The 25,935-nt window shown below is 73.5% G+C and carries 26 protein-coding genes, 1 tRNA gene and 1 pseudogene; 15 read left to right on the top strand and 13 right to left on the bottom strand.

The features are described 5' to 3' along the window. Positions 1-77: 77 nt before the first annotated feature. Positions 78-734, bottom strand: a complete 657-nt coding sequence (locus AB852_RS16325) for a class I SAM-dependent methyltransferase (RefSeq protein ID WP_073788714.1) — start codon at positions 732-734, stop codon at positions 78-80. A gap of 281 nt (positions 735-1,015) precedes the next feature. Between AB852_RS16325 and AB852_RS16330 the strand changes: the two genes are divergently transcribed. The 3 genes from AB852_RS16330 to AB852_RS16340 all read left to right on the top strand — a co-directional run bounded on the left by AB852_RS16330 (position 1,016) and on the right by AB852_RS16340 (position 4,731). Then, positions 1,016-2,302: an SGNH/GDSL hydrolase family protein gene (locus AB852_RS16330; protein ID WP_073788716.1), complete on the top strand. Its 1,287-nt coding sequence runs from the start codon at positions 1,016-1,018 to the stop codon at positions 2,300-2,302. 171 nt (positions 2,303-2,473) lie between these two features. Then, the gene (locus AB852_RS16335; protein ID WP_073788718.1) at positions 2,474-3,193 is read left to right on the top strand and encodes an MBL fold metallo-hydrolase; all 720 of its coding nucleotides are present in this window, start codon (positions 2,474-2,476) and stop codon (positions 3,191-3,193) included. Positions 3,194-3,504: 311 nt separating this feature from the next. Continuing rightward, entirely contained in the window at positions 3,505-4,731 is a 1,227-nt protein-coding gene (locus AB852_RS16340; protein WP_073788720.1) for a S8 family peptidase, read from the top strand. Positions 4,732-4,994: 263 nt separating this feature from the next. Here the strand turns inward: AB852_RS16340 and AB852_RS16350 are convergent, their stop codons facing one another. Next, positions 4,995-6,281: an MFS transporter gene (locus AB852_RS16350; protein ID WP_073788722.1), complete on the bottom strand. Its 1,287-nt coding sequence runs from the start codon at positions 6,279-6,281 to the stop codon at positions 4,995-4,997. 16 nt (positions 6,282-6,297) lie between these two features. After that, on the bottom strand, positions 6,298-7,188 hold the full coding sequence (locus AB852_RS16355; protein ID WP_073788724.1) for an MBL fold metallo-hydrolase: 891 nt from the start codon (positions 7,186-7,188) through the stop codon (positions 6,298-6,300). 140 nt (positions 7,189-7,328) lie between these two features. Here AB852_RS16355 and AB852_RS16360 point away from each other — a divergent pair, with 140 nt between their 5' ends. Next, positions 7,329-7,754: a MarR family winged helix-turn-helix transcriptional regulator gene (locus AB852_RS16360; protein WP_073788726.1), complete on the top strand. Its 426-nt coding sequence runs from the start codon at positions 7,329-7,331 to the stop codon at positions 7,752-7,754. A 192-nt stretch (positions 7,755-7,946) separates the two neighbouring features. After that, positions 7,947-8,378 (top strand): PPOX class F420-dependent oxidoreductase, encoded by a 432-nt coding sequence (locus AB852_RS16365; protein WP_073788728.1) that lies wholly within the window; start codon positions 7,947-7,949, stop codon positions 8,376-8,378. A gap of 116 nt (positions 8,379-8,494) precedes the next feature. On the opposite strand, the gene AB852_RS16370 is transcribed toward AB852_RS16365, so the two are convergent. The 6 genes from AB852_RS16370 to AB852_RS16395 form a co-directional block, all read right to left on the bottom strand. Then, positions 8,495-8,947 (bottom strand): VOC family protein, encoded by a 453-nt coding sequence (locus tag AB852_RS16370; RefSeq protein ID WP_073789206.1) that lies wholly within the window; start codon positions 8,945-8,947, stop codon positions 8,495-8,497. A gap of 400 nt (positions 8,948-9,347) precedes the next feature. Further along, entirely contained in the window at positions 9,348-9,833 is a 486-nt protein-coding gene (locus AB852_RS16375; protein WP_073788730.1) for a hypothetical protein, read from the bottom strand. A gap of 102 nt (positions 9,834-9,935) precedes the next feature. Beyond that, positions 9,936-10,142, bottom strand: a complete 207-nt coding sequence (locus AB852_RS16380) for a hypothetical protein (protein WP_073788732.1) — start codon at positions 10,140-10,142, stop codon at positions 9,936-9,938. Between the two features lie 74 nt (positions 10,143-10,216). Continuing rightward, complete coding sequence (locus AB852_RS16385) at positions 10,217-10,729, bottom strand: hypothetical protein (RefSeq protein ID WP_073788734.1); 513 nt, start codon at positions 10,727-10,729, stop codon at positions 10,217-10,219. Beyond that, complete coding sequence (locus AB852_RS16390; RefSeq protein ID WP_073788736.1) at positions 10,726-11,244, bottom strand: hypothetical protein; 519 nt, start codon at positions 11,242-11,244, stop codon at positions 10,726-10,728. The genes AB852_RS16385 and AB852_RS16390 overlap by 4 nt, the downstream gene beginning before the upstream one ends. A gap of 3 nt (positions 11,245-11,247) precedes the next feature. Further along, a complete protein-coding gene (locus AB852_RS16395) occupies positions 11,248-11,949 on the bottom strand; it encodes a hypothetical protein (RefSeq protein ID WP_073788738.1) in 702 nt (233 codons plus the stop codon). A 263-nt stretch (positions 11,950-12,212) separates the two neighbouring features. Here AB852_RS16395 and AB852_RS39820 point away from each other — a divergent pair. The 7 genes and pseudogenes from AB852_RS39820 (at position 12,213) to AB852_RS16425 (ending at position 18,612) form a co-directional block, all read left to right on the top strand. Then, positions 12,213-12,305 (top strand) — tRNA-Sec (locus AB852_RS39820). Positions 12,306-12,363: 58 nt separating this feature from the next. Beyond that, positions 12,364-13,848 carry an L-seryl-tRNA(Sec) selenium transferase gene (gene selA / locus AB852_RS16400; protein WP_079184655.1) on the top strand — a complete coding sequence of 495 codons (1,485 nt, stop codon included), beginning with the start codon at positions 12,364-12,366 and terminating at the stop codon, positions 13,846-13,848. Further along, on the top strand, positions 13,845-15,878 hold the full coding sequence (locus tag AB852_RS16405) for a SelB domain-containing protein (RefSeq protein WP_107499252.1): 2,034 nt from the start codon (positions 13,845-13,847) through the stop codon (positions 15,876-15,878). The genes selA and AB852_RS16405 overlap by 4 nt, the downstream gene beginning before the upstream one ends. Then, the gene (selD, locus tag AB852_RS16410) at positions 15,860-16,855 is read left to right on the top strand and encodes a selenide, water dikinase SelD (protein WP_073788743.1); all 996 of its coding nucleotides are present in this window, start codon (positions 15,860-15,862) and stop codon (positions 16,853-16,855) included. The genes AB852_RS16405 and selD overlap by 19 nt, the downstream gene beginning before the upstream one ends. Positions 16,856-16,895: 40 nt before the next feature. Further along, on the top strand, positions 16,896-17,768 hold the full coding sequence (locus tag AB852_RS16415) for an AfsR/SARP family transcriptional regulator (RefSeq protein WP_073788745.1): 873 nt from the start codon (positions 16,896-16,898) through the stop codon (positions 17,766-17,768). Positions 17,769-17,885: 117 nt separating this feature from the next. Continuing rightward, a pseudogene (locus tag AB852_RS16420) lies at positions 17,886-18,143 on the top strand (amidohydrolase family protein); the annotation flags it as partial. Between the two features lie 139 nt (positions 18,144-18,282). After that, on the top strand, positions 18,283-18,612 hold the full coding sequence (locus AB852_RS16425) for a hypothetical protein (protein ID WP_245876801.1): 330 nt from the start codon (positions 18,283-18,285) through the stop codon (positions 18,610-18,612). A 13-nt stretch (positions 18,613-18,625) separates the two neighbouring features. Here the strand turns inward: AB852_RS16425 and AB852_RS16430 are convergent, their stop codons facing one another. Beyond that, positions 18,626-19,666, bottom strand: a complete 1,041-nt coding sequence (locus AB852_RS16430; protein ID WP_079184709.1) for a PP2C family protein-serine/threonine phosphatase — start codon at positions 19,664-19,666, stop codon at positions 18,626-18,628. A 530-nt stretch (positions 19,667-20,196) separates the two neighbouring features. Here AB852_RS16430 and AB852_RS16435 point away from each other — a divergent pair. From AB852_RS16435 to AB852_RS16445, 3 genes are all read left to right on the top strand, one after another. Further along, entirely contained in the window at positions 20,197-21,018 is an 822-nt protein-coding gene (locus AB852_RS16435; RefSeq protein ID WP_073788747.1) for a lipase family protein, read from the top strand. Between the two features lie 136 nt (positions 21,019-21,154). Beyond that, positions 21,155-21,496 carry an ArsR/SmtB family transcription factor gene (locus AB852_RS16440; protein ID WP_073788749.1) on the top strand — a complete coding sequence of 114 codons (342 nt, stop codon included), beginning with the start codon at positions 21,155-21,157 and terminating at the stop codon, positions 21,494-21,496. Between the two features lie 316 nt (positions 21,497-21,812). Beyond that, positions 21,813-22,247, top strand: coding sequence for an ATP-binding protein (locus AB852_RS16445; RefSeq protein WP_079184656.1), 435 nt, complete (start codon positions 21,813-21,815; stop codon positions 22,245-22,247). Here AB852_RS16445 and AB852_RS16450 read toward each other — a convergent pair. The 3 genes from AB852_RS16450 to AB852_RS16460 all read right to left on the bottom strand — a co-directional run bounded on the left by AB852_RS16450 (position 22,231) and on the right by AB852_RS16460 (position 25,902). Continuing rightward, the gene (locus AB852_RS16450) at positions 22,231-23,526 is read right to left on the bottom strand and encodes a hypothetical protein (RefSeq protein ID WP_073788773.1); all 1,296 of its coding nucleotides are present in this window, start codon (positions 23,524-23,526) and stop codon (positions 22,231-22,233) included. The genes AB852_RS16445 and AB852_RS16450 overlap by 17 nt on opposite strands. A gap of 475 nt (positions 23,527-24,001) precedes the next feature. Continuing rightward, complete coding sequence (locus tag AB852_RS16455; RefSeq protein ID WP_073788778.1) at positions 24,002-24,904, bottom strand: serine hydrolase; 903 nt, start codon at positions 24,902-24,904, stop codon at positions 24,002-24,004. After that, positions 24,901-25,902: a LysR family transcriptional regulator gene (locus tag AB852_RS16460; RefSeq protein ID WP_073788780.1), complete on the bottom strand. Its 1,002-nt coding sequence runs from the start codon at positions 25,900-25,902 to the stop codon at positions 24,901-24,903. Before AB852_RS16460 ends, AB852_RS16455 begins: the two co-directional genes overlap by 4 nt. Positions 25,903-25,935 lie beyond the last annotated feature (33 nt).

Raw genomic sequence — 25,935 nt, forward strand, 5'->3', positions numbered from 1 at the left:
ACCGTCGTGGGCACGGAGCGGTGTGCGGCGTATGTCATCGGCAGGCCCGGGAAGGTCTTGGCAGATGGAGAGCGAGCTCAACTCCTCTGCCACACAAGGGTGTAGCGCCAGAAGAGCCTTCGGCGCAGCCGGGCGCCGGGCAGGACCCGGTGGGCTTCACGGGCGATGTCCGGGAAGCTCATGTCCGCGGGCCGGACCTTGGCGGTCATCGCGACCGGTCGGGCTGCCCCGCGTCCCCTGTTCTTCAGCAACGCCATGGCCACGTTCAGCACGGCGGACACCATCGCGAGCAGCTGGTCACCGAGCGTCTCCGGCTTCGCGACGCCGACGATCACCAGGGTTCCGCCGGGCGCCAGGCGGTCGCGGAAGCGGGTCAGGGTCTCGGTGAACGGCAGATGGTGGAGGGTGGCGACGCAGGTGATGACGTCGTACGGGCCCGGTGGAATCCCCTTCGGCGCTTCACCGACCTGGTAGGTCACCGGAGTTGCCGGGTCGGTGAGCTCCTGTGCCCGGGCGACGATCGCCGGGTCGGCGTCGAGTCCGTGCACCGACCCGGCACGTCCGGCCAGAAGCCTGACCAGATCACCACTGCCGCAACCCACGTCCAGGGCCTTGCCGAAGCGCTTGGGCAACTGCCGGAGCATCCAGCGGTGGTAGTGGGCGTTGTGGTCCCACGGACGGGCCGCATGGAACCGGTCGAGTGCGCTGAGCACGCGGGGCATCAATGTGGTCATGGCATCAGTCCATCATCCGCCTTTCTCGTCCGCCGACGATGCCCCAACCGGGAGCGGTGATGGTGCGAGCAGCTCCGGAGTACGCCCGGCAGGCGGGGCCTGCCGGGCGCTGAACCGCGACCCATGACCCGCGACTCGGACGGCGATGTCGACGGTGTCCCGAAATCCGGTTTACTCCATGGTGGACTGGCACCTCCGACAGCGGAGTTGGCGTCCGGCGCGGCGGCTTCGCCGCGGCCCCGCGCGAAACGCTCCGCGTATCCGGCGTCGAAGGAGTCACCTTGCGTTCAAGGAACCGGCGGATTCGTCTCTCCGCCCTGGGCATCGCGGCCGTGGTCGTCGCGACAGCGGCCGCGCCCGCTCCGGCCGCCGGGAGTCACAGCGGCACCGCGCGGGAGAGTGGCTGGACCAGGGCGTGGGGCGCGGCCCTCCACCGTCCGGTGGCGCCCCTGCCGGGGTCCTGGCCCAACTGGGCCTGGGACGGCTTCGCCGATCAGAGCGTCCGTCAGGTGGTCCGGGTCGGGGCCGCCGGGTCGGAGGTGCGGGTCGAGGTCTCCAACCGGTACGGGCACAAGCCGCTGCGACTGACCCGGGCGAGTGTCGCCAGGGCGGCCGAAGGAGCGTCGGTCCGGGCCGGGTCGGTCCGGGAGCTGCGGTTCGGGGGCCGGTCCTCGGCCGTCGTGCCGGTCGGGGAGCAGTGGTCGTCCGATCCGGTGCGGCTCCCCGTACGGCCTCTGGAGAAGCTGACCGTCACCCTTCACTTCGCCGGGGGCACCGGTCCGGTCACCTATCTGGAGGACGGGCTGACCAACGCCTACCGGGCCGCCGGTGACCGTACGCACCACACCTCGGGCGATGCCTTCGACGAGACGAGCCAGGCCCACTACCTCGTACGGGGCGTCGAGGTGCGAGGGCGGCGGACCGAGGGCGCGGTCGTCGCCTTCGGTGACTCGATCACCGCTGGCTGGGGTTCCACCCCGGGCGCGGACCGCCGGTACCCGGACCGGCTCGGTGAGCGGCTGCTCGCCGACGGGCGACGGCTCAGCGTGGTCAACTCCGGGATCAGCGGCAACATGCTGCTCACCGACTCGCTGTGCTACGGCGACAAGGGCACCGCGCGCTTCCGGGACGACGCGCTCGGTCTGGCGGGTGTCCGGACGGCCGTCGTGATGCTGGGCGTCAACGACATCGGGGGCGGCGGGCTGCCCGACCGGGGCTGCGGGGTGCGTCCCATCGTGAGCGCGAAGCAGCTCATCGAGGGACACCGGAAGCTGATCCGGGCCGCGGACCGGCGGGGAATCACCCTCATCGGGGCCACCCTCACCCCGTTCAAGGGGTACGGCCCCTACTACACCCCGGAGAAGGAGCGGGTGCGTGACGCCGTGAACCACTGGCTCCGGACCAGCGGGGCGTACGGCGCGGTGGTGGACCTCGACCGGGTGCTGGCCGATCGCCGCCCGGGGCACGGTGACGAGATGGCCCCGGTGTTCGACTCGGGGGACGGGCTCCACCCGGGGGACGCGGGGATGGACGCCATCGCGCAAGCCGTCGCGGATCACCTCCGGTAGCCCCGATGCGAGGCTGAACTGTGGGCCCGGCCGCTTCGTCCTGGGCTCGCCTCGTAGGTCTGTCCGGGCCGATCCGGGCCGGACCCGGGCGGTCCTTCGTTCACGGTGCGCGGAATCCGCCCGCAGCACAATGTGACCGGCTCTTCCCTCGTCTCCCGTTAGCGTCGGTGGATGGAGCTCACACGGATCACCTCCGATGTCTGGCAGTTGCCCTTCCCGGTCGGCAACGTCCACATCGTGCGTCTGCCGGACGGGTACGCCCTGATCGACACGGGTGTGCCGGGCTCCGCCCCCGCGGTCCTGGAAGCGCTCGGGGAGCTCGGCGCCCGGCCCCAGGACGTACGGCGGATCGTGCTGACGCATTGCCATGTCGACCACATGGGCTCGGCCGCGGATCTCGTCGAGGCGACGGGCGCCCAAGTGCTGGCCGGTGCCCTGGACGCCCCCTTCGTCCAGGGCACGGCCCCCGAGCCCGAGGCGGTGCTCACCGCCTCGGAACGTGCCCTCCACGAGCAGGTTCTCGCCGGGTTCGACAAGGCGGACCAGCCCGCCCTGAGGCATGTGCCGGTGGACGTGGAGCTGCGCGACGGTGACCTTCTCGAAGGGTGGGGCGAGCCGGTCCGCGTGCTGCACGTCCCCGGCCACACCCCTGGGAGCGTCGCCCTCCATCTGACGTCCAGCGGTGTGCTGTTCCCCGGTGATCTGGTCGCCACCGCGGAAGGCCGGGCGATCCTCGGTCCGTTCAATGTGGACAGGGCCGAGGCCATCGCCTCGTTCCACCGGCTCGCCGCGCTGGACGTGGACATCGTGTGCGTACCCCATGGCCTGCCGCTGACGGAGAACGGGAGCGCGGCACTCCGCGCGGCCGCTCCGGAGAACGACTGGCTCTGAGCGGTCGGCGGTCGTCCCCGCTCTCCGGTCAGGGGCGGGGCGGGGCGACGGGCTCATGAGCGGTGGAGCTGGTGTGCGCACAGCGGTGCGTGGTTCCCCGTACCCGCGAGGCCCCCAAGGGACGCGGGGTACCGCGCGATCCACGAACGACCCGTTCAGGAACGACCCGTACCGGAACGGGTCGGCCCAGGGACGGGATTCCCGGCGGTGCGAGCGAAGGTGACCGGCGTTCGAGTTGTTCAGCGTCCGCGGTGGTGGGACACCCCCGTCCGGTGATGGATTCATGGATCTTGCTTTGCTTGGGTCGCTCCATGTCCACGTACACAAGGCCGCGCGCCCGCATCGCGGCCGCCGTCGTCATCGCCCTCGCCTCGCTCACCGCCGTGAGCGGCCCGGTGTCCGCCGCTCCCGACCCGGGCGCGGCGGTGAGCGCGAGTCCCACCCGGGCCGAGCCCGCCCCCCTGCGGCGCGTGCCCTCGCCGATCCCCGGGCAGTACATCGTCACCGTACGGAAGGGTGCGAGCCCCCAGACCGCACTTCAGCAGGCCGTGCCCGGGGTGAAGCCGCTGTTCACGTACTCCGCCGCTCTCAACGGCTTCGCCGCGAAGCTCAGCCCCGCTCAGCTCACGGCCGTCCGCGCGCTGCCGGCCGTCGAGGCGGTGGAGGAGGACGGCACCGCGTCGGCGACCCCGGTGCCCGCCGCCGGCACCCGTCTGCCCGCCTACAGTTGGGGGCTGGACCGGATCGACCAGCCGTATCTGCCGCTGAACCAGCAGTACAACGTCAACGGCACCGGGTCGGGCGCGACCGTCTACGTGGTCGACTCCGGTATCGACTTCCAGCACTCCGAGTTCGGCGGCCGGGCGGCGCCCGGCTTCGACTCGATCGGTGACGGCCGCAACGCCGCCGACTGCAACGGACACGGCACCCATGTGGCCGGGACGGTCGGCGGGGTCACGTTCGGTGTCGCCCGCCATGTGAAGCTGGTCAGTGTGCGGGTCCTGGGCTGCGACGGCCGGGGCTCCTGGTCCGGGATCATCGCGGGCTTCGACTGGGTCGCGCAGAACGCGCGGCAGCCCGCCGTCCTCAACGCCTCCCTCGGCGGGGACCGGACGGACGCCGTGAACAACGCCGCCGACAATGTCGCCGGGCGCGGTGTCCTGCCGGTGATCGCGGCGGGCAACGACCACAAGGACGCCTGCTCGGTCTCCCCCGCGAGCGCCACCTGGGCGCTGACGGTCGGCGCGACCGATCACCAGGACAAGGAGACGGACTTCAGCAACTTCGGCTCCTGTCTGGATGTGTACGCCCCCGGCCAGGCCATCGTCTCGGCGAAGCTCGGCGGCGGCAGCACCGCGCTGAACGGCACCTCGATGGCCAGCCCGCATGTGGCGGGGGTCGCCGCCCTGTACAAGTCCCTGAACCCCGGCGCCGGGACCCAGCAGGTGGGCAACTGGATCATCGAGCAGTCGGTCAAGGACATCCTCACCGTGTCCAAGAACTCGCCCAACAGGCTGCTGTACACCGGAACTCTCTGACCGCTGCGCTTCGCTCGGACATCCGGCCGGGACACCGCGACGACCACGGTGTCCCGGCCGGACGCCGTCCCGGTCCCGCCGTTTCGGGTCGGCGGTCGGCGGTCGGCGGTCGGCGGTCGGCGGTCGGCGGTCGGCGGTCGGCGGTCGGCGGTCGGCGGTCGGCGGTCGGCGGTCGGCGGTCGGCGGTCGGCGGTCGGCGGTCGGCGGTCGGCGGTCGGCGGAGTGTCGGTGCCCCCGTCATCGAGCACTGCGTGACGCGTGGCTCAGTCCTCGCCGGACGTGGGGCCCGTCGCACGGACCGGGCTGTGGGGCGCGGCCGACGGTCCGGTGCCTCCCGGGGCGGAGGCGGGCGTGGGGCGGCCGGGCGAGCGCAGCAGGAACGCCCCGGCGGTCGTCGCCGCGGCGCCCGCGAACGCGGCCGTGGCGGCGGCCAGCGACGCGCCGGCGAACCCGACCGCCCCGGTCAGTGCCGCGAAGGCGAACGGCGCGACGGTGGCGCCCGTGTAGATGCCGACCTGGACGGTGTGCCCGGCGTGCTCCGCCTTGTCGGGTACCAACCGCAGTGCGGCGGCGAGGAGCAGTCCGGTCCAGCCCCAGCCCGCGGAGAAGGCGAGCACCGCTCCGGCCAGGAAGGCTGTCGGTGAGCCCGTCGAGATCAGGGCGAGCCCGATGCCACCGGTGGCCATCATGGCGGTGATCACCGCTGGGTTGTGATGGGGTGCCCGGTCGGTCAGCGCACCCGCGGCGAGTCGGACGGCGATGGCGCAGAGCGCGCTGAGCGACAGCAGGTTCCCGGTGAGGGTGCCCGACAGCCCGGCTTCCGCGCCCAGTTGGACGAAGTACGTGGCCACCGCGTTGTTCCCGGCGGCCGACAGCGCGGCGGCCAAGGCCCACAGTGCCAGTACGGGCCCGACGCTCCGGGAAGCGGTGGGACGTACGGTCGGCGTGGCCGGGGTACCGGTGCGGGGGACGGTCAGCGGGGTGAGTGCCGCCGGGATCATGGCGACGAGTCCGGCGACGGTCATGGCCGTGCGCCAGCCGTGTCCCGGGACGGCGAAGGCGACGAGCAGGCCGGGGACGAGGGTCGCCGCCGCCAAGGCCGCGCCGACCGTGCCCGCCGCCAGGGAGCGCCGGTGCCCCGGGACTCCGGCGACGATCAGCCGGCCCGCGGCGGGCTGGACAAGTGCGTTGCCGAGGCCGCCCACGACCAGGAGGGCGGTGAGGGTGGCCGCGTCGCCCGCCCGTGACACCCCGAGCATGACCGCGGCGGCGATCAGGGAGGCCGTCGCGAGGGTGGTGTGCGTCGGAAGCCGGGCGGCCGTCCGCTTGGCGAGGGGCGAGCCGAGCGCGGTGGCGGCGTAGAAGGCGGTCATGGACAGTCCGAGTCCGGTGCGGGACATGCGCAGTTCGGACCCGATGCCGGGGGCGAGGGCTCCGACGGCGAACCCCGGCATGACGGTGACCGTCGCTGTCAGCGCGGCGGTGAGGACGCCCGGCCAGACCCGGGCGCGGTACTTGGCAGGGGAGCGGCGCGGCGAGGGCACGGTCATGTCCGGCTCCGGCGGGTCACGCGTCGACGGGGTGCCAGACGGGGCCGTCGGCTCCCGGACGGACGTGTCCGAAGACCACGTCGGCGAAGTGGTTGCCGAAGCCGATGGTGCCGGGCTCCTGGAGTTCGGCGACCAGCCGGTGGCGGAACCGGGCGGACAGCGCGGGGTCGTGGTCGGGGGCGGCGGACCACTGCGGACGGGCTGTCTGGACCGGTGAGTGCAGGGCGTCACCGAAGGCGATGAGGCGTCTGCCGCCCGACTCGATCACATAGCCGGTGTGGCCGGGGGTGTGTCCGGGCATGTAGCGGACCCGTACGCCGGGGAAGACCTCCTGACCGTCGGTCACGGTCCGGACCCGGGGTTCCAGCGCGGCGAGTGCTTCGGCGGAGGTGCCGTGGGCCGCGAGGAGATGGCGCCCGGACCACTCGGGTTCGGTCACGAGGAGTTCGGCGCCGCTGAAGGCGGGCCGGTCGCCGCCGGGGGCGGGGTGCCCGGCCCAGCCGAGATGGTCGATGTGCAGATGGGTGAACGCCACCGCCTCGATCGTCCCGGGTGGGCGGCCGAGGCGGGCCAGATTGTCCAGGAGCGCTCCCCCGTGGATCGCGCCGTACGCGTTGCCCGGCTCGGCCGGAGCGGACCGCGGACCGAATCCGGCGTCGATCAGCAGGGCCCGGTCGCCGCTCTCCACCAGCAGCGAGCCGATACCCGCGACGAGATGGCCGGAGTCGTCCAGGTACTCGGGGTGGGCCGCCCACCACGCGTCGGTGCTGTCCGGGAGCCAGCCGCGCGGGGTGAGCCGCACCGCGCCGTCCGGAACGTAGGTGACCCGTGTCCGGCCGAGTGTGAGCGACCGGATTCCCGACGGCCTGCGCAGCCGCTCGGTGTGATGCGACGTGGTGGAACGCATGCGCGCTCTTCCCTCTCCCTGGACGGTGTGGGGCGGCGCCGTGGGCCGTGGGCCTCGGCGGTCCGATCACCGTATGCATCAAGCTTGAATCATGCAAGCTTGCAATATTCAGGCTGGATGGTCTTGTTAGAATGAGCGGTATGACGAACCCGGAACCGCAGGCCGTCGCCGAGCGCGAACTGTGCGGCCTGGTGAACGGGATGGCCCACCAGATCGCGGAGCATGTCCGGCAGCGCGCGCTCCGCCTGGGGCTGACCGCGCCGCAGGCGACGGCGCTGCGCGAGCTGACCGGCCCGATGACCATGCGGGAACTCGCCGAACGCATGAGCTGCGAGCCCTCCAACGCCACCTTCGTCGTCGACAAGCTGGAGAAACGGGAACTGCTCGAACGCCGGCCGCACCCCACCGACCGGCGCGCCAAGCGGCTGGTCCTCACCCCCCAGGGCACCGCCCTCCGCGAGCGGCTCCTCGAACTCCTCGGCGAGGACTCCCCGCTCTCGGGGCTCACGCAGGAGGAGCAGGGAACCCTTCAGCGCCTGCTCGAACGGGCCGTCATCCGCCCCTGAGCCCGCCCGTCCGACGGACCGCGACACCGCCGCACACGCCCCTCCGCGGCGCACCCACCGACCCCCTCGGCGCGCCCCGCGCCGACTGAGTCCGTCCGCGCGCCACCCGGTGACGGGCCGTCAGGAACAGGATCACCCGATCGGTAGCACGGAACCGGAATACCCGGCCGCCGACCGGGGGTTGGGCCCGACATGGCAAACACACTCTTCGATCCGCACACCCTGCTCGCGGACAGCGACCTCGGCGTGCTCGCGACCATCAAGTCCGACGGCCGACCCCAGCTCTCACCCGTCATGCCCGCCTATGACCGCACCGCCGGGGTGATCCGGATCTCGACGACCGCGGGCACCGCCAAGACAGCCAATCTGCGCCGGGACCCGCGCGCGGCGCTGGAGGTGACCGGTCCGGACGGGCGGTCCTGGGCCACCGCCGAGGGCACCACCACCCTCGTCGGCCCGGGAACGGACCCGGACGGTCCCGAGGTCCAGGCGCTCGTGGACTACTACCGGGCCGCCGCCGGGGAACACCCGGACTGGGACGAGTACCGGTCCGTGATGGTTTCGGACCGGCGGGTGCTGGTGACCCTGGCGGTCGAGAAGGTGTACGGCGCCGACCTGCGCTGACGGACTCCGCCGCCCGACGCGGTGGTCGCGGCGGGCGGCGGACACGGATCCCGGCGGGCGGGTCCCAGCAGGTACGGGTACTGGCGGGTGCGGGTGCCGAACCGGTACGGGTCCCGCTACCCGTTCCCGGCGGGCGGGTCGGCCAGGACGCCCCGGAGGAGACCGGTGGCCTGCCCGACCTCGATGAGATATCCGTCGGGGTCGCGCAGATAGCAGCGCAGTTCGGCCTTGCGGTCGATCGGCGGGGTCAGGAACTCCGCGCCCTTCCCGCTCCACAGCCGGTAGCAGGCATCGATGTCGGCCACCCGGATGTTGAGGAAGCTGGTGGCCGTGTCCGGGTCGTCGGGCGGCCGGAGGGTGACTCCCGGTTTGTCGGGGGTGGGGCCGCCGCCCGGGTTCATGATGAGCCAGCTGTTGGCGAGCTTGACGATGCACGGGTTCTCGGCGAGGACCACCTCACCGCCGAGGACATCGGTGTAGAACGCCCGGGAGCGGGCCACATCGGCCACGGTGAGGAAGTGCGTGAGCAGCAGTCCGGTGGCGGGAACCGGGAGGTCTTCCTGGCGCATGTCGGTCACCCATCTGTCGGTCGCCGGTCAGTCGGTCGTGCCGGACCCGGCGCTGTCGGCCGCCGGTCCGCCCGTCGCCGTCGCCTCCGAACGGACCGGATGGACCGGCCCCGGCGCGGGGCACGGCACCGGCCCCGGGTGGCGTGGCGTGGGTCTCGCGGACCGGTTGCCGGGCACGGGGCCGCCCTCGGCGGGGCGGACGTGGCCCGGTCCACCTTCATCATCGGCCCGTGGGCACCGGGGCGAAAGCCGGGACCGTCCGACCGGGCAAGCGGGGCGCACCGCCGCGAAACCCGTGTGCCCGGCTCCCGGGGACCATCGTCCCGGGAGCCGGGCACAGGGCCCGGCCGGAGCGCCCCGCCCGTACGTACCGGGCGGCGCTCCTCGTACCGTCGGCGCGCTACAGCGGCAGCGCGTCGTGCCGGATCAGTGCCGCCACCGTGCCCGCGCACAGGGCCGTCGTCCAGCAGAGCAGCAGGATCGGCCGCCGCCGTGCGGCGAAGGCTTTGTCCCACTTGGACGCGTCGCCCGAGCGGACCGCGGACCTGACCATCAGGGCACGGCCCAGGGCGAACGCGAGGCCGCCCAGCGGTGTAGCCCACCACGGACCCACCAGGACGAGCAACGCGATACAGGCGTACGGCAGATGCGACGGGACGAAGGTGCGCATGCCCGTGCCCATCTCGAAGCCGAACTGAAGGGCTCCGGTGCCGTCCGTGCGGACCACGATGTCACTGGGTACCAGCCGGGCGTTCTGCGGCATGCGGAACGGCAGCAGCCGCACCTCGATACCGAGGAACAGCACCGTCGTGACGACCAGGGCGATCGTGCGTACCCTGTCCGGCGCCAGTGACTGGACGAGTACCGCGGGCAGCAGGAGAAGCATTCCGGTGGCGAATCCTCCGAAGAACAGGCCCCGGACGAAATACTCGACATTCTTGGTTCCCCGCCAGACCGACGAGGTCAGCAGACCCGCTGAGTTGTGGCTTCAAACGGAGCCCGAGAGCGAGAAACCCGCCGCGATGCCGACCGCGCAGGCGGCGACCGCGGGCAGTATCCCGTGCAGCGCCTGGGTGCCCCACTGAGCGCCCGCGAACGCGACCGCGGTGAACAGCAGGGTCAGCGCCCCGGCCGTCAGCGCGGAGACGCCGGGGGTGCGGGGGCGCCGGAGGGCGGGTCGGTGCGTGAGTGCCATCCGAAGTCCTTTCCCGGCCGGTGGCCGTCGCGGGGAGCGACGACGGCCACCGGCGCGTGCGTGAAGAGGTGCGGCTACTTCTTGCAGCTGGTCGTGTGGCGCGTCCGGTGGCCGGTGGCGTTGGTGATCGCGTAGAAGTACCCGTCCCAGCAGTGGACGGTGGTGCCGTTGCTCTTCGTCCAGTACCAGCCGGCGTATCCGCCGCAGGCCGCCTCCCAGTTGTAGTCCTCGGTGTACGAACCGAAGTTCTTGCTGTCGGTGCGGTGGTAGCCGTCGGAGGCGCAGAACCGGCCGGAGATGTACTGGCGGCCCCAGCAAGGGGTGTCACCGGCGACGTTCACGCTCATGCAGTGGCGGGGGTGGCGGGACCTGCGCGTCACCGCGTGGGCCGGACCGCCGGCGATCCAGCCGAGGCCGGTGAAGGCCAGGGTGGCGGCTCCGGCCATGGCCGTGCGGAGGAAGGTGCGGCGCCCGAAGCCGCCGTTCTTCCCCGGGGTCCCGGACAGCTCCGTGGTCGGTCTGCTGCTGCCGCCCGATGTGGGTGACATGGTCACTTCGGGGATGGACTGGAGGAAGGCGGTGCTCATGATGCGACTCCCGTCGTGGATGCGGTGACCGGTGCGGAGGTGAGGTGTTCCGCGGTGAGGGCGGTGAGGGTCTCGGCGGAGCCCACGGGCTCCGCCGACAGCAGCGCGCCGTCCGCGTCGAGGAGCAGCAGCGCGGGCTGGTAGGCGAGCAGCAGCGGGGAGGACAGCTCGGCGCCCTGGCGGATCTCGCCGGCGTCGGCGTCCTTCCAGCGTCCCGAGTTGTCGATGTCGATCAGCAGCGTGCGGTGTCCGGCGCCGCTCAGGGCGCGCCGGATCGCGGGCCAGGCCGCGACGGCCTCCTCGCAGGTGGGGCAGGTGGAGGAGACGACGAGCGCCAGGGTGCGCTTCGCCGCGGCCGGTGCGGCCAGGTCGGGCCACCGGCGGGCCGGGTCCGAGCTGGTGGAGCCTCTGGACTCCAGGGCGCGGACCTTGCCGACCAGTGCGGCGTACCCGAAGGTGAGGAAGGCGATGGCGGCCCAGGCGAGGACCAGCAGGACGACGAGAACGCTCTGCACCGATCACACTCCCCAGCGCACGTCGAGCGACTGGAGCAGTTCCTCCTGGTCGACGGCGCCGACACCCAGGTTCTTGTCGGTCTCGTCGTCGATGGTGCAGACGGCCTTGGGGCCGGCGTGGATGTACTTGCGTCCCCGCAGCACCCCGTCGACCTCCAGCGACTTCGCCCAGACGTGACCGTGCTCGACGGCCTTGCCGGGCTCGGCCGGGACGAGACCGGTCGCGTCCTCCGCGGCGTACATCGTGACGGCGCCGCCGGAGGTGAACTTGACCCCGTACAGGCTCCAGGTGGTGGTGTCCCCGCCGCGGGGGGTCACCACGAGGCCCGCGGCGGTGTCGGTGAGCACGAGCTGGTCGAGGACGGTGGTGACGGCGCCGGGGTCGACCTGGTCGTCGGGGAAGGACATGATCAGACAGTGGTGCGGGCCGGTCCAGATCCCGTGCCAGCCCTCGCCCCCGGAGTGGAGCAGGATCTGGAGCGGCTGGTTGTCGTAGGTGAGCTGCTGGACGATGTTGTTGCCCTGAGTCTCTATCAGGACGCCCGGGTAGCCGCGGTCGGTGATGGCGATGCCGACACCGATGGTCGCGCCGACGAGGCGGAAGTTCCAGTACCAGTCGTCCTGCATCGAGCGGGCGCGGCAGGCGAAGGACACCCAGCGCCCATTGGGCGCCAGAGCCTTCGCGGACAGGGCCGTGGACTGCATGGGTCCTCCAGGAGGGAGCGGAGCATGGCCGGCCGCACCGGAGGTGCGGCCCGCAGACACCGTAGAAACCCCTTCTGGTCCGCCGCTGTCCCGCGGCTGTCGGTTCCCTCGCCGTCCGCTGTCGCCTCGCCGTCCGGCGTCTGCTCTGCCGCTCCCGGCCGGCTGACCGTTCGCTTACCGGCCGCTTACACCTCGCTGACAGCGTGTTTCCTGAGTGTTTGCGTTCGTTGACAGACCAGATCCCGCCTTGGAAGATCCTGTCCGGAGGTGTCCGTCGGCCGGTGCCGGCCCCGGTCTTCAAAACCGGTGGACGTTGTCCCTTACGCGTCAGCGGGTTCGACTCCCGTCCACCTCCGTCCCAGCCGTCCGCGCGGGCGACCACGCCCGGGAGAACGTTCGAGTGTCAGGAGCGCCATGGGCAAGGCCGACGTTCCCGGTCGCATACCGTCCGTGCGCGAGATCATGGACGATCCGCGGCTGCGGGCTGCCGCCGCCGGTCTCGGCAGGTCAGAGGCGCGTGAGGCGGCCCGCCGGGTGCAGCGGTCGTTACGGGGCGGGCACCGCCCGCTCGCCGAGGCGGTGGCGGACGCCGTCGCCGCGCTGCCGCCCGCGCCCACGCGTCACCGGCGGGTCCTCAACGCCACGGGTGTGCTGGTGCACACCAACCTCGGCCGGGCCCCGCTGTCCAGGGCCGCCGTAGACGCGGTCGCCTATCTCGCGGGCACCTCGGACCTGGAGCTCGATCTGGCGCAAAACCGCCGTGGGCGACGTGGCCGCGGCGCGCTCGAAGCCCTGCACGCCGCGGTACCGGCCGCGGAGGCCGTCCATGTGGTGAACAACAACGCCGCCGCGATGGTGCTCGTGGCGACAGCGCTGGCTCAGGGCGCGGAGATCGTCGTGAGCCGTGGCGAACTCGTGGAGATCGGTGACGGTTTCCGGCTTCCGGAACTGCTGGAGAGCACCGGCGCCCGGCTGCGCGAGGTGGGGACCACCAACCGCACGACGGCCGACGACTACGCGCGGGCCATCAACGACAACACCGCCCTGCTGCTGCGTGTGCATCCCTCCAACTTCGCGATGAGCGGGTATGTGAGCAGTCCGTCCGTACGTGAACTCGCCTCATTGGGTCGGCCGTTGGTGGTCGACATCGGTTCGGGTCTGCTCGCGCCGCATCCCCTGCTGCCCGACGAGCCGGACGCGGCGACGGTGCTCGCGCAGGGCGCGGCCCTGGTCACGGCGAGCGGCGACAAGCTGCTGGGCGGGCCGCAGGCGGGGCTGCTGCTGGGGGAGGCCGCTCTCGTGGAGCGGCTGCGGCGGCATCCGCTGGCCCGCGCCCTGCGGACGGGCAAACTGACGCTGGCCGCCCTGGAGGCCACCCTTCGCGGGCCGGTCCCGCCGCTGCCGGCCGCGCTGTCGCGCTCCGTCGGGGAACTGGGCGACCGCGCCGGGGAGATGGCGCGGCGGCTGTGCGGCGCCGGTCTGGACGCCGTCGCCGTGTCGACGGAGGCCGTGGTGGGCGGGGGCGGGGCACCCGGCGTGGCGCTGCCGTCCGCCGGGGTGTCGCTGCCCGACGGCCTCGGGCCGCCGCTCCGGGCGGGCCGGATGCCCGTACTCGGTTGTGTGCACAAGGGCAGGCTGGTGCTGGATCTGCGGACGGTCGAGGAGGAGGACGACGAGCTGCTGATCGGCGCGGTGCTGGACGCCTGGGGTCTGGTCGCCCGCCCGTCCGCCGCATCCGCACCCGCATCCGCATCCGCATCCGCCAGGGCCATAACGGCGACCGCCGGAGCCCTCAAGGAGCCTGCCGCAGCCGTGCCGGAGACCGCCGGGACCGTCACGCATTCCGCCACGAGGGCCGCCGGGGCCGTGGCGGAGGCCGTCGCGGGGGCCGGGCCGTGATGGTCGTCGTCACGGCGGGCCACGTCGACCACGGCAAGTCCACCCTGCTGCGTGCCCTGACCGGGACGGACCCCGACCGCACCGAGGAGGAGCGCCGCCGGGGGCTCACCATCGACCTGGGTTTCGTCTGGACCTCCGTCCCCACGACCGGGGACGACCCGGCCGGGGACGACCCGTACGTGGACGAGCGGGACCGGGACGACCGGCACGGCGACCTCCGGAACAAGGACCACCGACGCGACGGCATCGGGGACGGCGACCATCGACGCGGCGACCCCGGCAAGAAGGACCATCGGCGCGCGGCCGGACAGCTCGGCCCCGGACCGGACTCCGTCACCGCGGACGCCATCACAGCGGACACCGGGGCGGGGGGCATCGGGCACGGTGGCCTCAAGGACGGCGAGCGCCGTGACGAGCGGGTCGCGTTCGTGGACGTCCCCGGCCATGAGCGCTTCCTGGCGACGATGCTGGCGGGCGCCGGACCCGCGCCGCCCGTGCTGTTCACCGTCGCGGCCGACGGCGGATGGATGCCGCAGTCCCAGGAACACGCCCTCGCGCTCGACGCCCTGGGGGTGCGTGACGGCATCCTGGTCATGACGCGCTGCGACCTGGCCGACCCGGGGCCCGCCCGGGACCGGGCCCGCGCCGCCCTGTCCGGCACGGGCCTCGCCCGGCTGCCGTCCGTCGCGGTCAGCGCCCGCACCGGCGACGGACTGCCTGAACTCGTCCACGCGCTGGCCGCGTTACGGGACCGGATGCCGCCGCCGCGTCCCCGGGCGCCCGTACGCCTCTGGGCCGACCGCGCGTTCACCCTTCCCGGGCACGGACTCGTCGTCACCGGCACCCTCCAGGAGGGCACCCTGACGAAGGGCGATGTCCTGGACGCCGGTCCCGGCCGGGCGCGGCTGACCGTCCGGGGACTCCAGGAACTCGGCCGTACGGTCCGCGCGTCCACCGGACCGGCGCGGGTCGCCGTCAATCTGCGCGGCGATCCGCCCCGGGAGGGCCTGCGCGGGACCGCGCTGTGTCCGCCCGGGACGTCCCTGCACTCCGCGGTGGCCGATGTCCGGCTGGGCGGTCCGCTCCTCGGGCGGGCGACCGCCGAGGTCACCGTGCACATCGGCTCCGCCGCCGTGCCCGCGCGCGTCCGCCGCTTCGGCAGGGGCACCGCCCGTCTCACGCTGACGCGCCCGCTGCCCCTGCGCGTCGGCGACCGCGCGGTCCTCACCGCGCACCGGCGGGTCGTGGGCAGCGCCGTCGTCCTCGATCCCGTACCGCCGTACGTGGGGCCGCGCCGCGCGGGCGGGGCGCGGGCGGCGGCGCTGGCCGGGCATCCCGGCACGCCCGACCCGGAGCACGAGATCGCCTCCCGGGGCTTCGTGCGGCTGGACACCCTGCGCGGGATCGGGGTGGACACCACCGCGACCGCGCCCGTCGCGGGCGGCTGGCTCGTGTCGCCCGCCGAGCGCCGCAGGATCGCCGGGGAGGTCTCCGCCGCCACCGCGGACGGCGAGCCCGTGGACGCGACCGCGCTCGGCGCGCGGCTGGGTCTGCCGGACGGGGTGCCGCTCGGTGCGCTGCTGCCGCCCGCGCTGGTGCTGCGCGCGGGCCGCGTCGTACGGACCGACGGCGCCGGACCGCTGTCGGCGGCGGCCCGGGACCTGGTCCGGTCGCTGGAGGCCGCTCTGGCGGAGGGCTCCTTCGGGGCGCCGACCCCGGCGCAGCTGACCTCGCTCGGCGTCGGCGGCCACGATCTCGCGCTCGCCGTGCGGAGCGGACGCCTCGTCAGACTGTCCGGCACGGTTCATGTCGCGGCCCGTGTACCGGAGGCGGCGGCCAGGGCTCTCGCGCCCCTGGGTGCCGGGCCGTTCACCGTCTCCGAGGCGCGGCGGATCTGGAACGTGCCGCGCAGGATCGCCCTCCCACTCATCGAGTACCTCGACCGTGCCGGAGTCACCCGGCGCGGTACCGACGATCTGCGCACGCTGTGCGGCGCGAGGGAGGACGGCACATGGACGACATCAGGATGACCCGGTACGGACGGGGAGGCGGCTGCGCCTGCAAGATCCCGCCCGGTGAGCTGGAGACCTTACTCAAGGGGCTCACCGACGACGCCCGCGCGGGGGACGCGGGAGAGCTGCTGGTGGGACCCGAGCACGGTGACGACGCGGCCGTGGTGCGTCTGGGCCCCGGGCTCGCCGCGATCTCGACGGCGGACTTCTTCACCCCGGTCGTCGACGACCCGTACACCTGGGGCCGGATCGCCGCGACCAACGCGATGTCCGATGTGTACGCGATGGGCGGCACGCCGGTGATGGCCGTCAACCTTCTCGCCTGGCCGCGCGAGACGCTGCCGATGGAGATCGCCCGTGAGGTGCTGCGCGGCGGACTCGACGCGGCGCGCGCCGCCGGCTGTCCGGTGGCGGGCGGGCACAGCATCGACTCGCCGGACCCGCTCTACGGCATGGCCGTGACGGGCACCGCCGACCCGGCGCGGCTGATCACCCTCGACCGGGCCGAACCCGGCCGGCCCCTGACGCTGACCAAACCGCTGGGGGTGGGGGTGCTCAACACCCTTCACAAGGCCACGGGTGAGGTGTTCCCCGAGGCCGTCGAGGTGATGACGACCCTCAACCGCGACGCCTCGGCCGCGGCGACGGCGCGCGGCATCCGGGCCGGGACGGATGTCACGGGCTTCGGTCTGCTGGGTCACGCCCATCGTATGGCGCGGGCCTCGGGGGTGACCCTCGCCATCGACGCGGACCGCGTCCCCGTCCTCGCGGCGGCCCGCTCGGCGGTCGCCGCCGGACACATCAGCGGCGGCAGCCGGCGCAATCTGGACTGGGTCGCGCCGCACGGCGATCTGTCGGCCGCCGACGAAGCGACGGCGCTGCTGCTCGCGGACGCCCAGACCTCGGGCGGTCTGCTGCTGGCGGGCGAGCTGCCCGGCCATCCGGTCATCGGGGAGGTTCTCCCCTTCCAGGGCAGCACCGTCCTGCTCCGCTGAGCCCGGACGCCGGATGACCAACAAGGAAACGGGGGCAATCATGCGGAGAGCCGAGGACACCGACCCAGCACTGCTCGGCCCGGACGCGGGACGGCCGGGCGGGTACGAGGAACCATGGCCCGCCACCGGGGAACACCCGCCGGTGCCCGGGGATCCGCCACCGGTGGCCGGAACGGCCCACTGTGTCGGCATCCTCGGACCGGTGGTCCTGCTCGGCCCGAACGGGAGCACCGCCGCCCCGTCCGGTTCCGTCGTGCGGGCCCTGCTGGGCAGCCTGGCGCTGGCCCACCCGCTGCCGGTGAGCGCGGACTCCTTCGCCACCCGGCTGTGGCCCGACCGGACGGCGCCGCAGGCGAAGCAGAGCCTGCACACCGGGGCCCACCGGCTGCGTTCCTGGCTGCTGGCCGCGACGGACGGCGGTATCGGCGTCGTCACCCAGCCGTCGGGGTACGCGCTCACCGGCGGGGACCTGCTCACCGACCTCGCGCGGTTCCGCCGCACCGCCGAACAGGCGCGTCAGCTGTCCGATCCGCTGCCGCGGCTGCGGATGCTCCAGCACGCCCTCGCCCTGTGGCGGGGACGGCTGCTGGAGGGCGTACCGGCCGAGTGCGTCGACCATCAGGCGCATCAGTCGCTGACGCTGGAGCACACGGACCATCTCCAGGACCTGGCCCGGGCCGCGCTGGAGGCCCGCCGCCCCCGGGAGGCGATCGTGGCGGCCCGGCGGGCCTGCGAGGAGGACCACTTCAACGAGTCGTCCCACGCGCTGCTGATGAACGCGCTGACCGCCGCGGGCATGCGGGTCGCGGCGCTCGATGTGTACGAGCACATGCGCAACCGGCTGAGCCGGTCCCTGGGCATCGCCCCCGGGGAGATCCTCGTGCAGGCCCGGGGCCGCGCGATCGGCCGCTGAGCCGGGGACGGGCGCCGCCGGGCCGGGTGCCGTGCGCCGCGGCCCGGCGGTTCGCCTGTTCGGCCCCGCCGGGAGGTGTCCCGGCGCGGGATGCGGGTCGCGGCGGGCAAGGTGCTGATGGACCGCAACGCGCCGGACGCGCTGCTCGACACGGCCCGCTCCGGGTACGACGACTCGGAGGCCCTGCTGGAGCGCTGGCACGGCAAGGGCAGCTACCTGTACGCGATCACCCCGAGGTTCGCCCCGACGAGCACCCCGGAGCAGCTGGAGGCGGCGGGCGCGCTGTGGCGGGAGCACCCGGACGCGCTGGTGCACACCCATGTGTCGGAGAACACCGGGGAGATCTCCTGGGTGCGGTCCCTCTTCCCGGAGCGCCGCGGCTATCTGGACGTGTACGACCACTACGGGCTGCTGGGGCGGCGGGCGGTCCTCGCCGCTGTTCAATCTGCTGTCCGACCACTGGAACAACCGCCGGATCCCGGCTGTCGTCGGGGTCCTCCTCCAGGCCGCGGCGGTGACCCTGCTGATCTATCTGCCGACGGAGACCAACAGTGTCTCCGTCGTCACCATGTTCACCGTCGGGCTCTTCGCCGGCGCCCATATGCTCGGCTTCACGGTGGCCGGGGAATCCGTGCCCGGCGCCCTGGTCGGCAGCTCCGCCGCCATCGTCAACGGGGTCTGCTTCATCATCGGCGGTGTCCTCCAGGCGGTCCCCGGGCGGCTGCTGCCCGACAGTCCCGATCTGGCCGACTACGGTCACGCGCTGCTGATGATGCCGATCCTGCTCGTGCTCGGCGCGCTGGCCGGGCTGTTCCTCAAGGAGACCGCCACGTCTCGCGGGTGACGGGTCGGGGCGGTCATCCGGGGGGCGGCGGCGGGCCCGCGAAGAGGGCGAGGAGCGCGAGGTCGTCGGTGGCTCGGCCGCCGGTGTGCCGGCGTACGTCGGTGATCAGGAAGTCGAGCAGTTGCTCGGGGCCGGGGAAGCTCCGGCCGCGCAGCCGGGCGGGCGGGTCGTAGAAGACGCCGTGGGTGTCGCGTGCCTCGTCGAGCCCGTCGGTGTGGAACAGCAGCATCGACCCGTCGGGCAGCGGGTGTTCGTCCGTTCGGTCGGGCCAGCTGCCGAGTCCGGCCATGCCCAGCGGCAGGGCCGGGGCCGTGGGCGGCAGCCGGGTCACCTCGCCGCCGGGGCCGAGGATCAGCGGGGCGGGGTGGCCGCGGTTGACGAGCCGTACGGTGGCGGTGCCGGGCGGGATCTCGCCGAGGACCGCGGTGGTGAAGGACTCCGCGGCCTCGGCCGTGCCCCGGCGGGTCGCCTCGCGGCTCATCGCGCCGTCGAGGCGCCCGGCCAGCGCGCGCAGCGATGTCTCCTGGTCGGCGGCCTCCCGGAACGCCCCGATGGCCACGGCGACCTCGGCGACGGCGTCCAGGCCCTTGCCCTGGACGTCCCCCACGATCAGCCGTACCCCGCGCGCGGTGTCCTGCACGGCGAAGAGGTCGCCGCCGATGAAGGCGTCCGCGAGCGCGGCCTCGTAGCGGACGGCGACCGACAGCGCGCCGACCTGTGCGGGCGGGGTCGGCAGTACGGCCCGCTGCGCGGCCTCCGCGACGACCCGGGCGGAGGCCAGCCGCTCACCGCCGCGCCGGACGACCTGGTTGATCAGCAGTGCCAGGGCGGCCACGGTGATGAGGGTGACCTGTTCCGTGTAGGACTGCGGCGCGGCCAACGAGTGCTCGTAGGCGTGCAGCCCGGCGAGGACGACCACCGACACGAGGCTGATCAGGAGCGTCGGCAGCCAGGAGAAGAACGGGGCGGCGATCAGGGGCGCCGCGGACAGCATCGGGACTGCCGTGTACTCGGTGGGCATCATGATGTCGTACACCGTCCCGGCCACGATCATCACGGCGGGCAGTACGGAGACGAACAGGGGCACTGTCGGGCGGGTCTGCGCCAGGTCCACGCGGGGCCTTCCTGTCGGGGTCGTCGGTCGGGTCCGGCCCGGGAGGCCGGTCCGCCCCCGGCGGCGGGGCTCCGGGCGGTCCCGGCGGCGGGGCCGTCCGGTACGGCCGGCCCGGGGGGACGGACCGGCTCGCGCGTACCGGTCCGGGTGGGCGGTGACGCACCGTCGGCCAACCTTGCCAGAGCCGCGCGCCGACAGCCCGGCCACACGCCATGCGACGGCGAGCCCCGGGGCGAACCGCCGGTCCCGCCGCGACGCCCCCGGGTCACCGCCGCCCCGGGTCACCGCTGCTTCCGGTACGGCGCCCCCTGCGGCCCGCGCGTGTGCCGTGCGGGGCGCCCGCTGTCCGGCGGGGGCCGGAACGCGCCCCGGTACGCCCGCCGAACGGGGCAAGCGGCGGTGTACGTACGTCCGTCCGCCCGTCGATGATCCGAAGCGACCCGATCCACCGCTGTCGCCCAGGAGGCCCCGTGCCCGTCGCCGCCCTCGACCACTCCGAGACCGGATACAGCCCGCGTCAGGCGTACTGGCTGGCCAGGGCCGCCCAGGCCGCGTACGCGGACGAGGACACCGCCCGGGAGGAGCTGGCCGGGTGGGGCTTCGACCGCTTCCGGCACTTCCGGACCCCGCACGCGGCGCCGTTCCCGCTGGAGGACACCCAGGCGTACGTGGCCGGGAGCGACCGGATGGTGATCGTCGCGTTCCGGGGCACCGAACCTGCCGTGCTGAAGGACTGGCTGTCCGACGGGAACACCCCTCCCGTGCCGGGGCCCGCCGGGAAGGGGCTGGTGCATCTCGGCTTCCATCTGGCCCTCGCCTCGGTCCACGCGGAGGTCCGGGACACCGTCGTGGAGTTCGGCGGCGCGGGACGCAGCGTCTGGCTGACCGGGCACAGCCTCGGCGGCGCGCTGGCCATGCTCTCGGGGGCACGGCTGCGTTTCGAGGACCCGAACCTCAGCCCGCACGGCGTCTTCACCTACGGTCAGCCGCGCACCTGCGACCGGCTGCTGGCGACGGCGTACAACGACGCGTTGAAGAACCGCACCCACCGGTTCGTCAACAACAACGACATCGTGCCGCAGGTGCCGCCCGCGCCGGTGTTCTCCCATGTCGAGCGGCTGCGGTACTTCGACGCCGACGGCAGGCTGCACGACCGGATGCCGTTCGCCGCCGGGGTCGGCGACAGGATCGGCGGGATGACCACCGACGCGTTCGCCCCCGCCTCCGACGGTATCCGGGACCATCTGATGGCCGCGTATCTGACGAACCTGGAGAAGAACGTGCCGCACTGAACGCGCCCGCCCCGGCGCACCGCCGTGCCCACCTCCACGGCGGCCGTCCGGAACCGTTGCACTAATCTGCAACGGTGCTGTGCCCGTGCGTGCCGCAGGCCCGGCCGGGTGGGGGATTCGAGGAGGGTGGACGGCTGTGGCGGTGCCGCTGTACCAGGCGAAGGCCGAGTTCTTCAAGATGCTCGGACATCCGGTGCGTATCCGGGTGCTGGAGCTGTTGCAGAACGGACCGACGGCGGTACGTGATCTGCTCGCCGAGATGGATGTCGAACCGGCCGCGCTCTCCCAGCAGCTCGCCGTGCTGCGCCGGTCCGGGATCGTCACCGCCACCCGTGAGGGCTCGACCGTGGTGTACGCGCTGGCGGGCGGGGACGTGGCGGATCTGATGCGGGCGGCCCGCCGGATCCTCACCGAGATGCTTGCCGGTCAGAACGTGCTGCTGGAGGAGCTGAGGGACGCCGACGTCGAACCCGGCTGACCCCGGCGGTGCCGGGGACCCGGCCGGTCGGGGAACTCCAAGCCCCCTCACCTCGTGCGGAGTTGCAGAATTCTGCAATTGACTACATCCTGTACGCGCTGGAGTGACCCGGGCCCGGCCGCCGTGGGCGGGGCGTCGTGCCGGGCGAATCGTGGAGGGGTCCGAGGATCGTGTCGGTTCCGCTGTGTCAGGCGAAGGCCGGTGGCCCGCCGGGCCGTCCGGATCGGTCCCCGGGTGCGCGCCTGGCGGTGCCCGGGTCCCGGGGGGCACCGGACCGGCCGCCCGTCGCGGGACCGGGCACCCCGAGGACCACGCGATGACGTTCCTGCACACCATGCCCGAGGGCCTGCCCCTGCGGAACGTCCTGTCCCTGCCCGCCGCCGGGAGCGCCGTGCGCACGGCGCGCGAGGTCACCGAACAGGTGCTGACCCAATGGGGCATCAGCCCCCGGCACCCCAGCGCGGACGCGGCGCTGCTGATCCTCGGCGAACTGGTCACCAACAGCGTCCGGCACGCGGCGGACCACTGCCCGAACCTCACCGTCATCCACACCGCCGGGCCGGGCACCCTCGCCTTCGGCGTCCATGACCGCCACCCCTATCAGCCCGCGCTGCACGGCGCGGTGGCCCACACCCCCGGCTCGGGCCTCGCGATGGTCACCGAACTCACCCTGGGGCTCGGCGGCACGGCGGTCGTCCGGCCGGACTCGGACGGCGGCGGCAAGAGCATCTGGATCACCCTTCCCCTGTAGCCGCCGCCCCGGCGGAGCCGGGACGTGTCCACAGGCCCGGACCGGCCCACGCGGAGGCCACGGACAGCACACGATGGCGGTGGCCCGGGGGTATCCGCGCGGCCGTGGTCCCGGACCGCGCGAGCGGCTCGGGACCGGCCGTCGGGCCGGTCTCGTGGCCGATGGCGCGGCAGTGCGGGGAGATCCTCGGGCCATGGCAGTTGAGGGTCTGGGAGGGGTCGTCGCGGTTGAGGTCGAAGACGGCGAAGGCGGGGGCGTCACCGACGGGTTTGCGGTCGATGAGGATCGACAGCGACGTGGGCGGCGCCGGTCGCGCGAACTCCACGACATCGGCGTACACCTGCACGGAGCCCCGGCCGACCCGCACCGTGCCGGGTACGCAGCGGAAGGAGTTGGCGTACGTGGTGGTCCGTCCCGCGACGGTGAACAGTTCCCCGCTGATCACCCGCGAGGTGTCTGCGGCCTCCAGATCGATCCGCAGATCCACCCGGTTCGCCCCGTCGCTCCAGGAGTAGCGTCCGGAGAACGGCTGGCGGAGGGTGGCCATGTCGCCGGTCAGCTGGGCCAGGCCCCGGGTCAGGGTGTGCAGCGGGCCCCGGCGTTCCACCCCGGCGACCCAGTCGAGGATCAGTCCGTCCACGCCCTTGACCAGCAGGGAGCGGCGGGTGCCGTCGGCGGCGGGAGGCAGTGCGAGCAAGTGGTCGAGGCCGTGGGTGAAGTCGGCGGGCAGCGCCGCCCAGCCCGGCGCTCCGCCGTCCGGTCCCTGGCTGATGGGCACGTCACGGACGACCCCGGTCGCCCAGTTCAGGGTCAGGACGCGGTCGGCCTTGAAGAAGTACGTCTGCCAGGTGCCGTCGGCGTGGCACGGTGCCTGGAGCATGACGTCGACCCCGGAACACCAGTCGGCGGGGAGCAGTTCACCGAGGGTCCTGCTCCGGGGTCCGAGGCGCAGCCGGGTCCATCCGCTCATCTCATGCATCCCGCTGTCCCACTTCGCCCAGGCGTAGGTGTCGCCGTGGAAGAGCAGGAGTTGTCGTACGCCGTTCGCGTCGGGCAGTTGTAACGCGCCTTCGGCACAGCTGGTCCACACCCCCCGCAGCCAGCCGAGGGCTCCGTCGTACGCGGTGGTCAGGGCGCCTTTGTGGAGCTGTGCGTCCTCGCCGACCACGAGGGCCTGTTCATTGGAGACGAACAGCGCGTTCCATCCTCCCGTGGTGTGCGGAGCCATGTGCGACACCGTGTACTGGTATCCGGTCGGCTTGTACCTGAAGAGCGGCACGGGCGTTCCCCTTTCGGGCGGGTCGCGTGGGCCGGAACGGCTCCGGCGGTCGTTCGCCGTCACCCTGCCCCGCTCCCCCGGCGAAAAGTCCGATGGGCCGGAAATCGCCGGGCCGGGCCGGGGCGTTCGGCGGGTGCGCCTCATCCGAGCAGCGGCGATCCGCTTCCGGGCGGTCACCGAGGGCCGTGCCCGGACCGGCGCACGGCCCGCCACTGACGGGAAGAGGCTCCCCCGGTGCGCCCCGACCGCCTCGGGCCGGGGGTCGTTCACGGCCGGTGGGGCCGGGGCGGGTGTACGGCCCCACCCGGGAGCGGGGCGGGCGGACGGCCGACGGGGGCGAAGTGGGCGTACGGCCGACGGGAGCGGGGCGGGCGTACAGCCGATGGCAGGGGACGGGTGTACGGCGCGGTGGGGAGCCCGGGGGTGTGCGGCCGGTGGGGCCGTTGGCGTCCCGGGGCGTGGTGCGGGCGGGTGGTCAGGGGGCTCTCAGGGCGCGGACCGCGAGCCTCGCCGCCGTGCCGATCGCCGCGTCGGCGGCGGGCTGGCGGGCGGCGGTGCGGGCGGAGCGGGTGAAGACGGCCACCGCGTACCGGCCGCCGTCGGGGTACTCGACCACCCCGGCCTCGTTGCGGACGGTCGGCAGGGTGCCGGTCTTGCCGTGGACGCGGACGTCGTCGTACGGGAATCCGGAGGCGAGCCGGTGGGGCCACACCTGGAGGCCCAGCACCGCGCGCAGTTCGCGGGCCCGCCCCGCCGAGCACGCCTCGTCCCGCCAGAGCGCCGCGAGCAGCCTGGTCATCTCCCGGGGGGTGCTGCGGTTGGCGCGGGCCGGGTCGAGGACCCGCAGCCGTCCCAGGACCGCCGGGTCGGACGCCAGCCGGGCCGGGTCGCCGCCGGAGTCCTCCTCGATGGAGGCGATGAGGTCGCGCATGGTCTGCACGGCGACCGTGCGGCGCAGCCCGAGGGCGCGCATGGCGTCGTTGACCGCGTCGAGTCCGACACGGTCGATGAGCAGGTCGGCCGCCGCGTTGTCGCTGACGGTGAGGGCCATCGCGAGCAGATCACGGACCGACATCCGGACCGGGCCGCTCAGCATCGACAGCCCGGTGGGGCCGGGGGTGCGGTCGCCGGGCAGCGACTCCAGCTGTTCGTCCAGGTCCAGGCGGCCCTCGTCGGCGAACCGCTGGACGGTGACCGCGAGGCACAGTTTGTGGACGCTGGCCGTGCTGACCGGGGTGTCCGCGGCGACGGCGACCTCGGCGCCGTCGCCCAGGTCCAGTGCGTGCATCCAGCCGGTGACCCCCGCGTCGGTGAACACGGACCGGATGCGGGAGCGGACACCGGTGCCCCGCGGGGTTCCTTCCCCGGGCGCGTTCATACGGTGTATCCGTAGGCGGGGCCGGGCAGCGTGGTCCGCCGGGCCGCGGCGGTCTCCATCACCGGGACCATTCCTCCTCGTTCGGTGAGCACGCTCCGCGCCACCTCGGCGAACAGCCGTACCACCGGATCGTCCTGCCGGCCGCGCAACCAGGCGGCGGACACCTGTTCCAGCAAGGGTTCGCCCTCCAGGGGATGCCAGGCCGTGCCCGGCGGCAGCTTGCGGTCGCGGGTGGCGAAGGTGACGGCCGTTCCGGAGAGGACCATGCCGTCGACGAACTCGGGGTCCTGTCCGGCGATCACCGTGCCCGGCTCGAAGCCGTGGCGGCGGCAGACCGCCAGTATCTCGGCGTGCAGGGCGGGCGCGGACGGCTGGGGGAACAGCACGAGGTCGAGTCCGCTGAGCGAGGCCAGCCCTACCGGCCCGCCCGCTCCCTCGTGCGGCGGCGGGGCGCCGGGCGGGCCGCAGCCAGCTCCCGGGGTGTGCGGCAGCACCACCCCGTACGGCCTGGACAGGACCTCGCCGAGGCCGAGTCCCGACACGTCGACGGGGTACCGGAGCACTCCCACGTCGAGCGTCCCGGCCCGCAGTTCGGTGAGCTGGGTGCCCGCGCCGAGTTCCCGCAGGGCGAGCCGGACACCTGGCGAGCCGTCCCGGAATCCGCCGACCAGGGCCGCGACGACGGCGCTGCCGAGTTCCGGCGGCACGGCGGCGCGCAGCACCCCGGCCGCACCGCTGCGCACCCGGGCGGCGACGCCGAGCAGGGTGTCGGCCCGCTCGATCAGGGGCCGTGCCTCGGCGAGCAGCAGCCGTCCGCCCTCGGTCAGTTCGACGCCCCGGCTGGTGCGGTCGAAGAGGCGCACGCCGAGTTCCCGCTCCAGCCGCTGGATGCGCTGCGAGAGCGACGGCTGGGCCATCCCGAGCCGGGCCGCCGCACGTCCGAAGTGTCTTTCTTCTGTAACGGCGACGAAGTACCGGACATGTTTGACCAGGTCCACGAGCAGCGATCATAGCCGTTCCGCTATGGGGGC

The sequence above is a fragment of the Streptomyces uncialis genome (assembly GCF_001905345.1).
GTDB lineage: Bacteria > Actinomycetota > Actinomycetes > Streptomycetales > Streptomycetaceae > Streptomyces > Streptomyces uncialis.

Excerpts from the sequence above, each read along its gene's own strand:
- AB852_RS16325 (WP_073788714.1), bottom strand. The coding sequence starts at position 734 with ATGACCACATTGATGCCCCGCGTGCTCAGCGCACTCGACCGGTTCCAT.
- AB852_RS16335 (WP_073788718.1), top strand. The coding sequence starts at position 2,474 with ATGGAGCTCACACGGATCACCTCCGATGTCTGGCAGTTGCCCTTCCCG.
- AB852_RS16340 (WP_073788720.1), top strand. The coding sequence starts at position 3,505 with ATGTCCACGTACACAAGGCCGCGCGCCCGCATCGCGGCCGCCGTCGTC.
- AB852_RS16350 (WP_073788722.1), bottom strand. The coding sequence starts at position 6,281 with ATGACCGTGCCCTCGCCGCGCCGCTCCCCTGCCAAGTACCGCGCCCGG.
- AB852_RS16355 (WP_073788724.1), bottom strand. The coding sequence starts at position 7,188 with ATGCGTTCCACCACGTCGCATCACACCGAGCGGCTGCGCAGGCCGTCG.
- AB852_RS16360 (WP_073788726.1), top strand. The coding sequence starts at position 7,329 with ATGACGAACCCGGAACCGCAGGCCGTCGCCGAGCGCGAACTGTGCGGC.
- AB852_RS16365 (WP_073788728.1), top strand. The coding sequence starts at position 7,947 with ATGGCAAACACACTCTTCGATCCGCACACCCTGCTCGCGGACAGCGAC.
- AB852_RS16370 (WP_073789206.1), bottom strand. The coding sequence starts at position 8,947 with ATGCGCCAGGAAGACCTCCCGGTTCCCGCCACCGGACTGCTGCTCACG.
- AB852_RS16375 (WP_073788730.1), bottom strand. The coding sequence starts at position 9,833 with ATGCTTCTCCTGCTGCCCGCGGTACTCGTCCAGTCACTGGCGCCGGAC.
- AB852_RS16380 (WP_073788732.1), bottom strand. The coding sequence starts at position 10,142 with ATGGCACTCACGCACCGACCCGCCCTCCGGCGCCCCCGCACCCCCGGC.
- AB852_RS16385 (WP_073788734.1), bottom strand. The coding sequence starts at position 10,729 with ATGAGCACCGCCTTCCTCCAGTCCATCCCCGAAGTGACCATGTCACCC.
- AB852_RS16395 (WP_073788738.1), bottom strand. The coding sequence starts at position 11,949 with ATGCAGTCCACGGCCCTGTCCGCGAAGGCTCTGGCGCCCAATGGGCGC.
- selA (WP_079184655.1), top strand. The coding sequence starts at position 12,364 with ATGGGCAAGGCCGACGTTCCCGGTCGCATACCGTCCGTGCGCGAGATC.
- selD (WP_073788743.1), top strand. The coding sequence starts at position 15,860 with ATGGACGACATCAGGATGACCCGGTACGGACGGGGAGGCGGCTGCGCC.
- AB852_RS16415 (WP_073788745.1), top strand. The coding sequence starts at position 16,896 with ATGCGGAGAGCCGAGGACACCGACCCAGCACTGCTCGGCCCGGACGCG.
- AB852_RS16430 (WP_079184709.1), bottom strand. The coding sequence starts at position 19,666 with ATGATCGTGGCCGGGACGGTGTACGACATCATGATGCCCACCGAGTAC.
- AB852_RS16445 (WP_079184656.1), top strand. The coding sequence starts at position 21,813 with ATGACGTTCCTGCACACCATGCCCGAGGGCCTGCCCCTGCGGAACGTC.
- AB852_RS16455 (WP_073788778.1), bottom strand. The coding sequence starts at position 24,904 with ATGAACGCGCCCGGGGAAGGAACCCCGCGGGGCACCGGTGTCCGCTCC.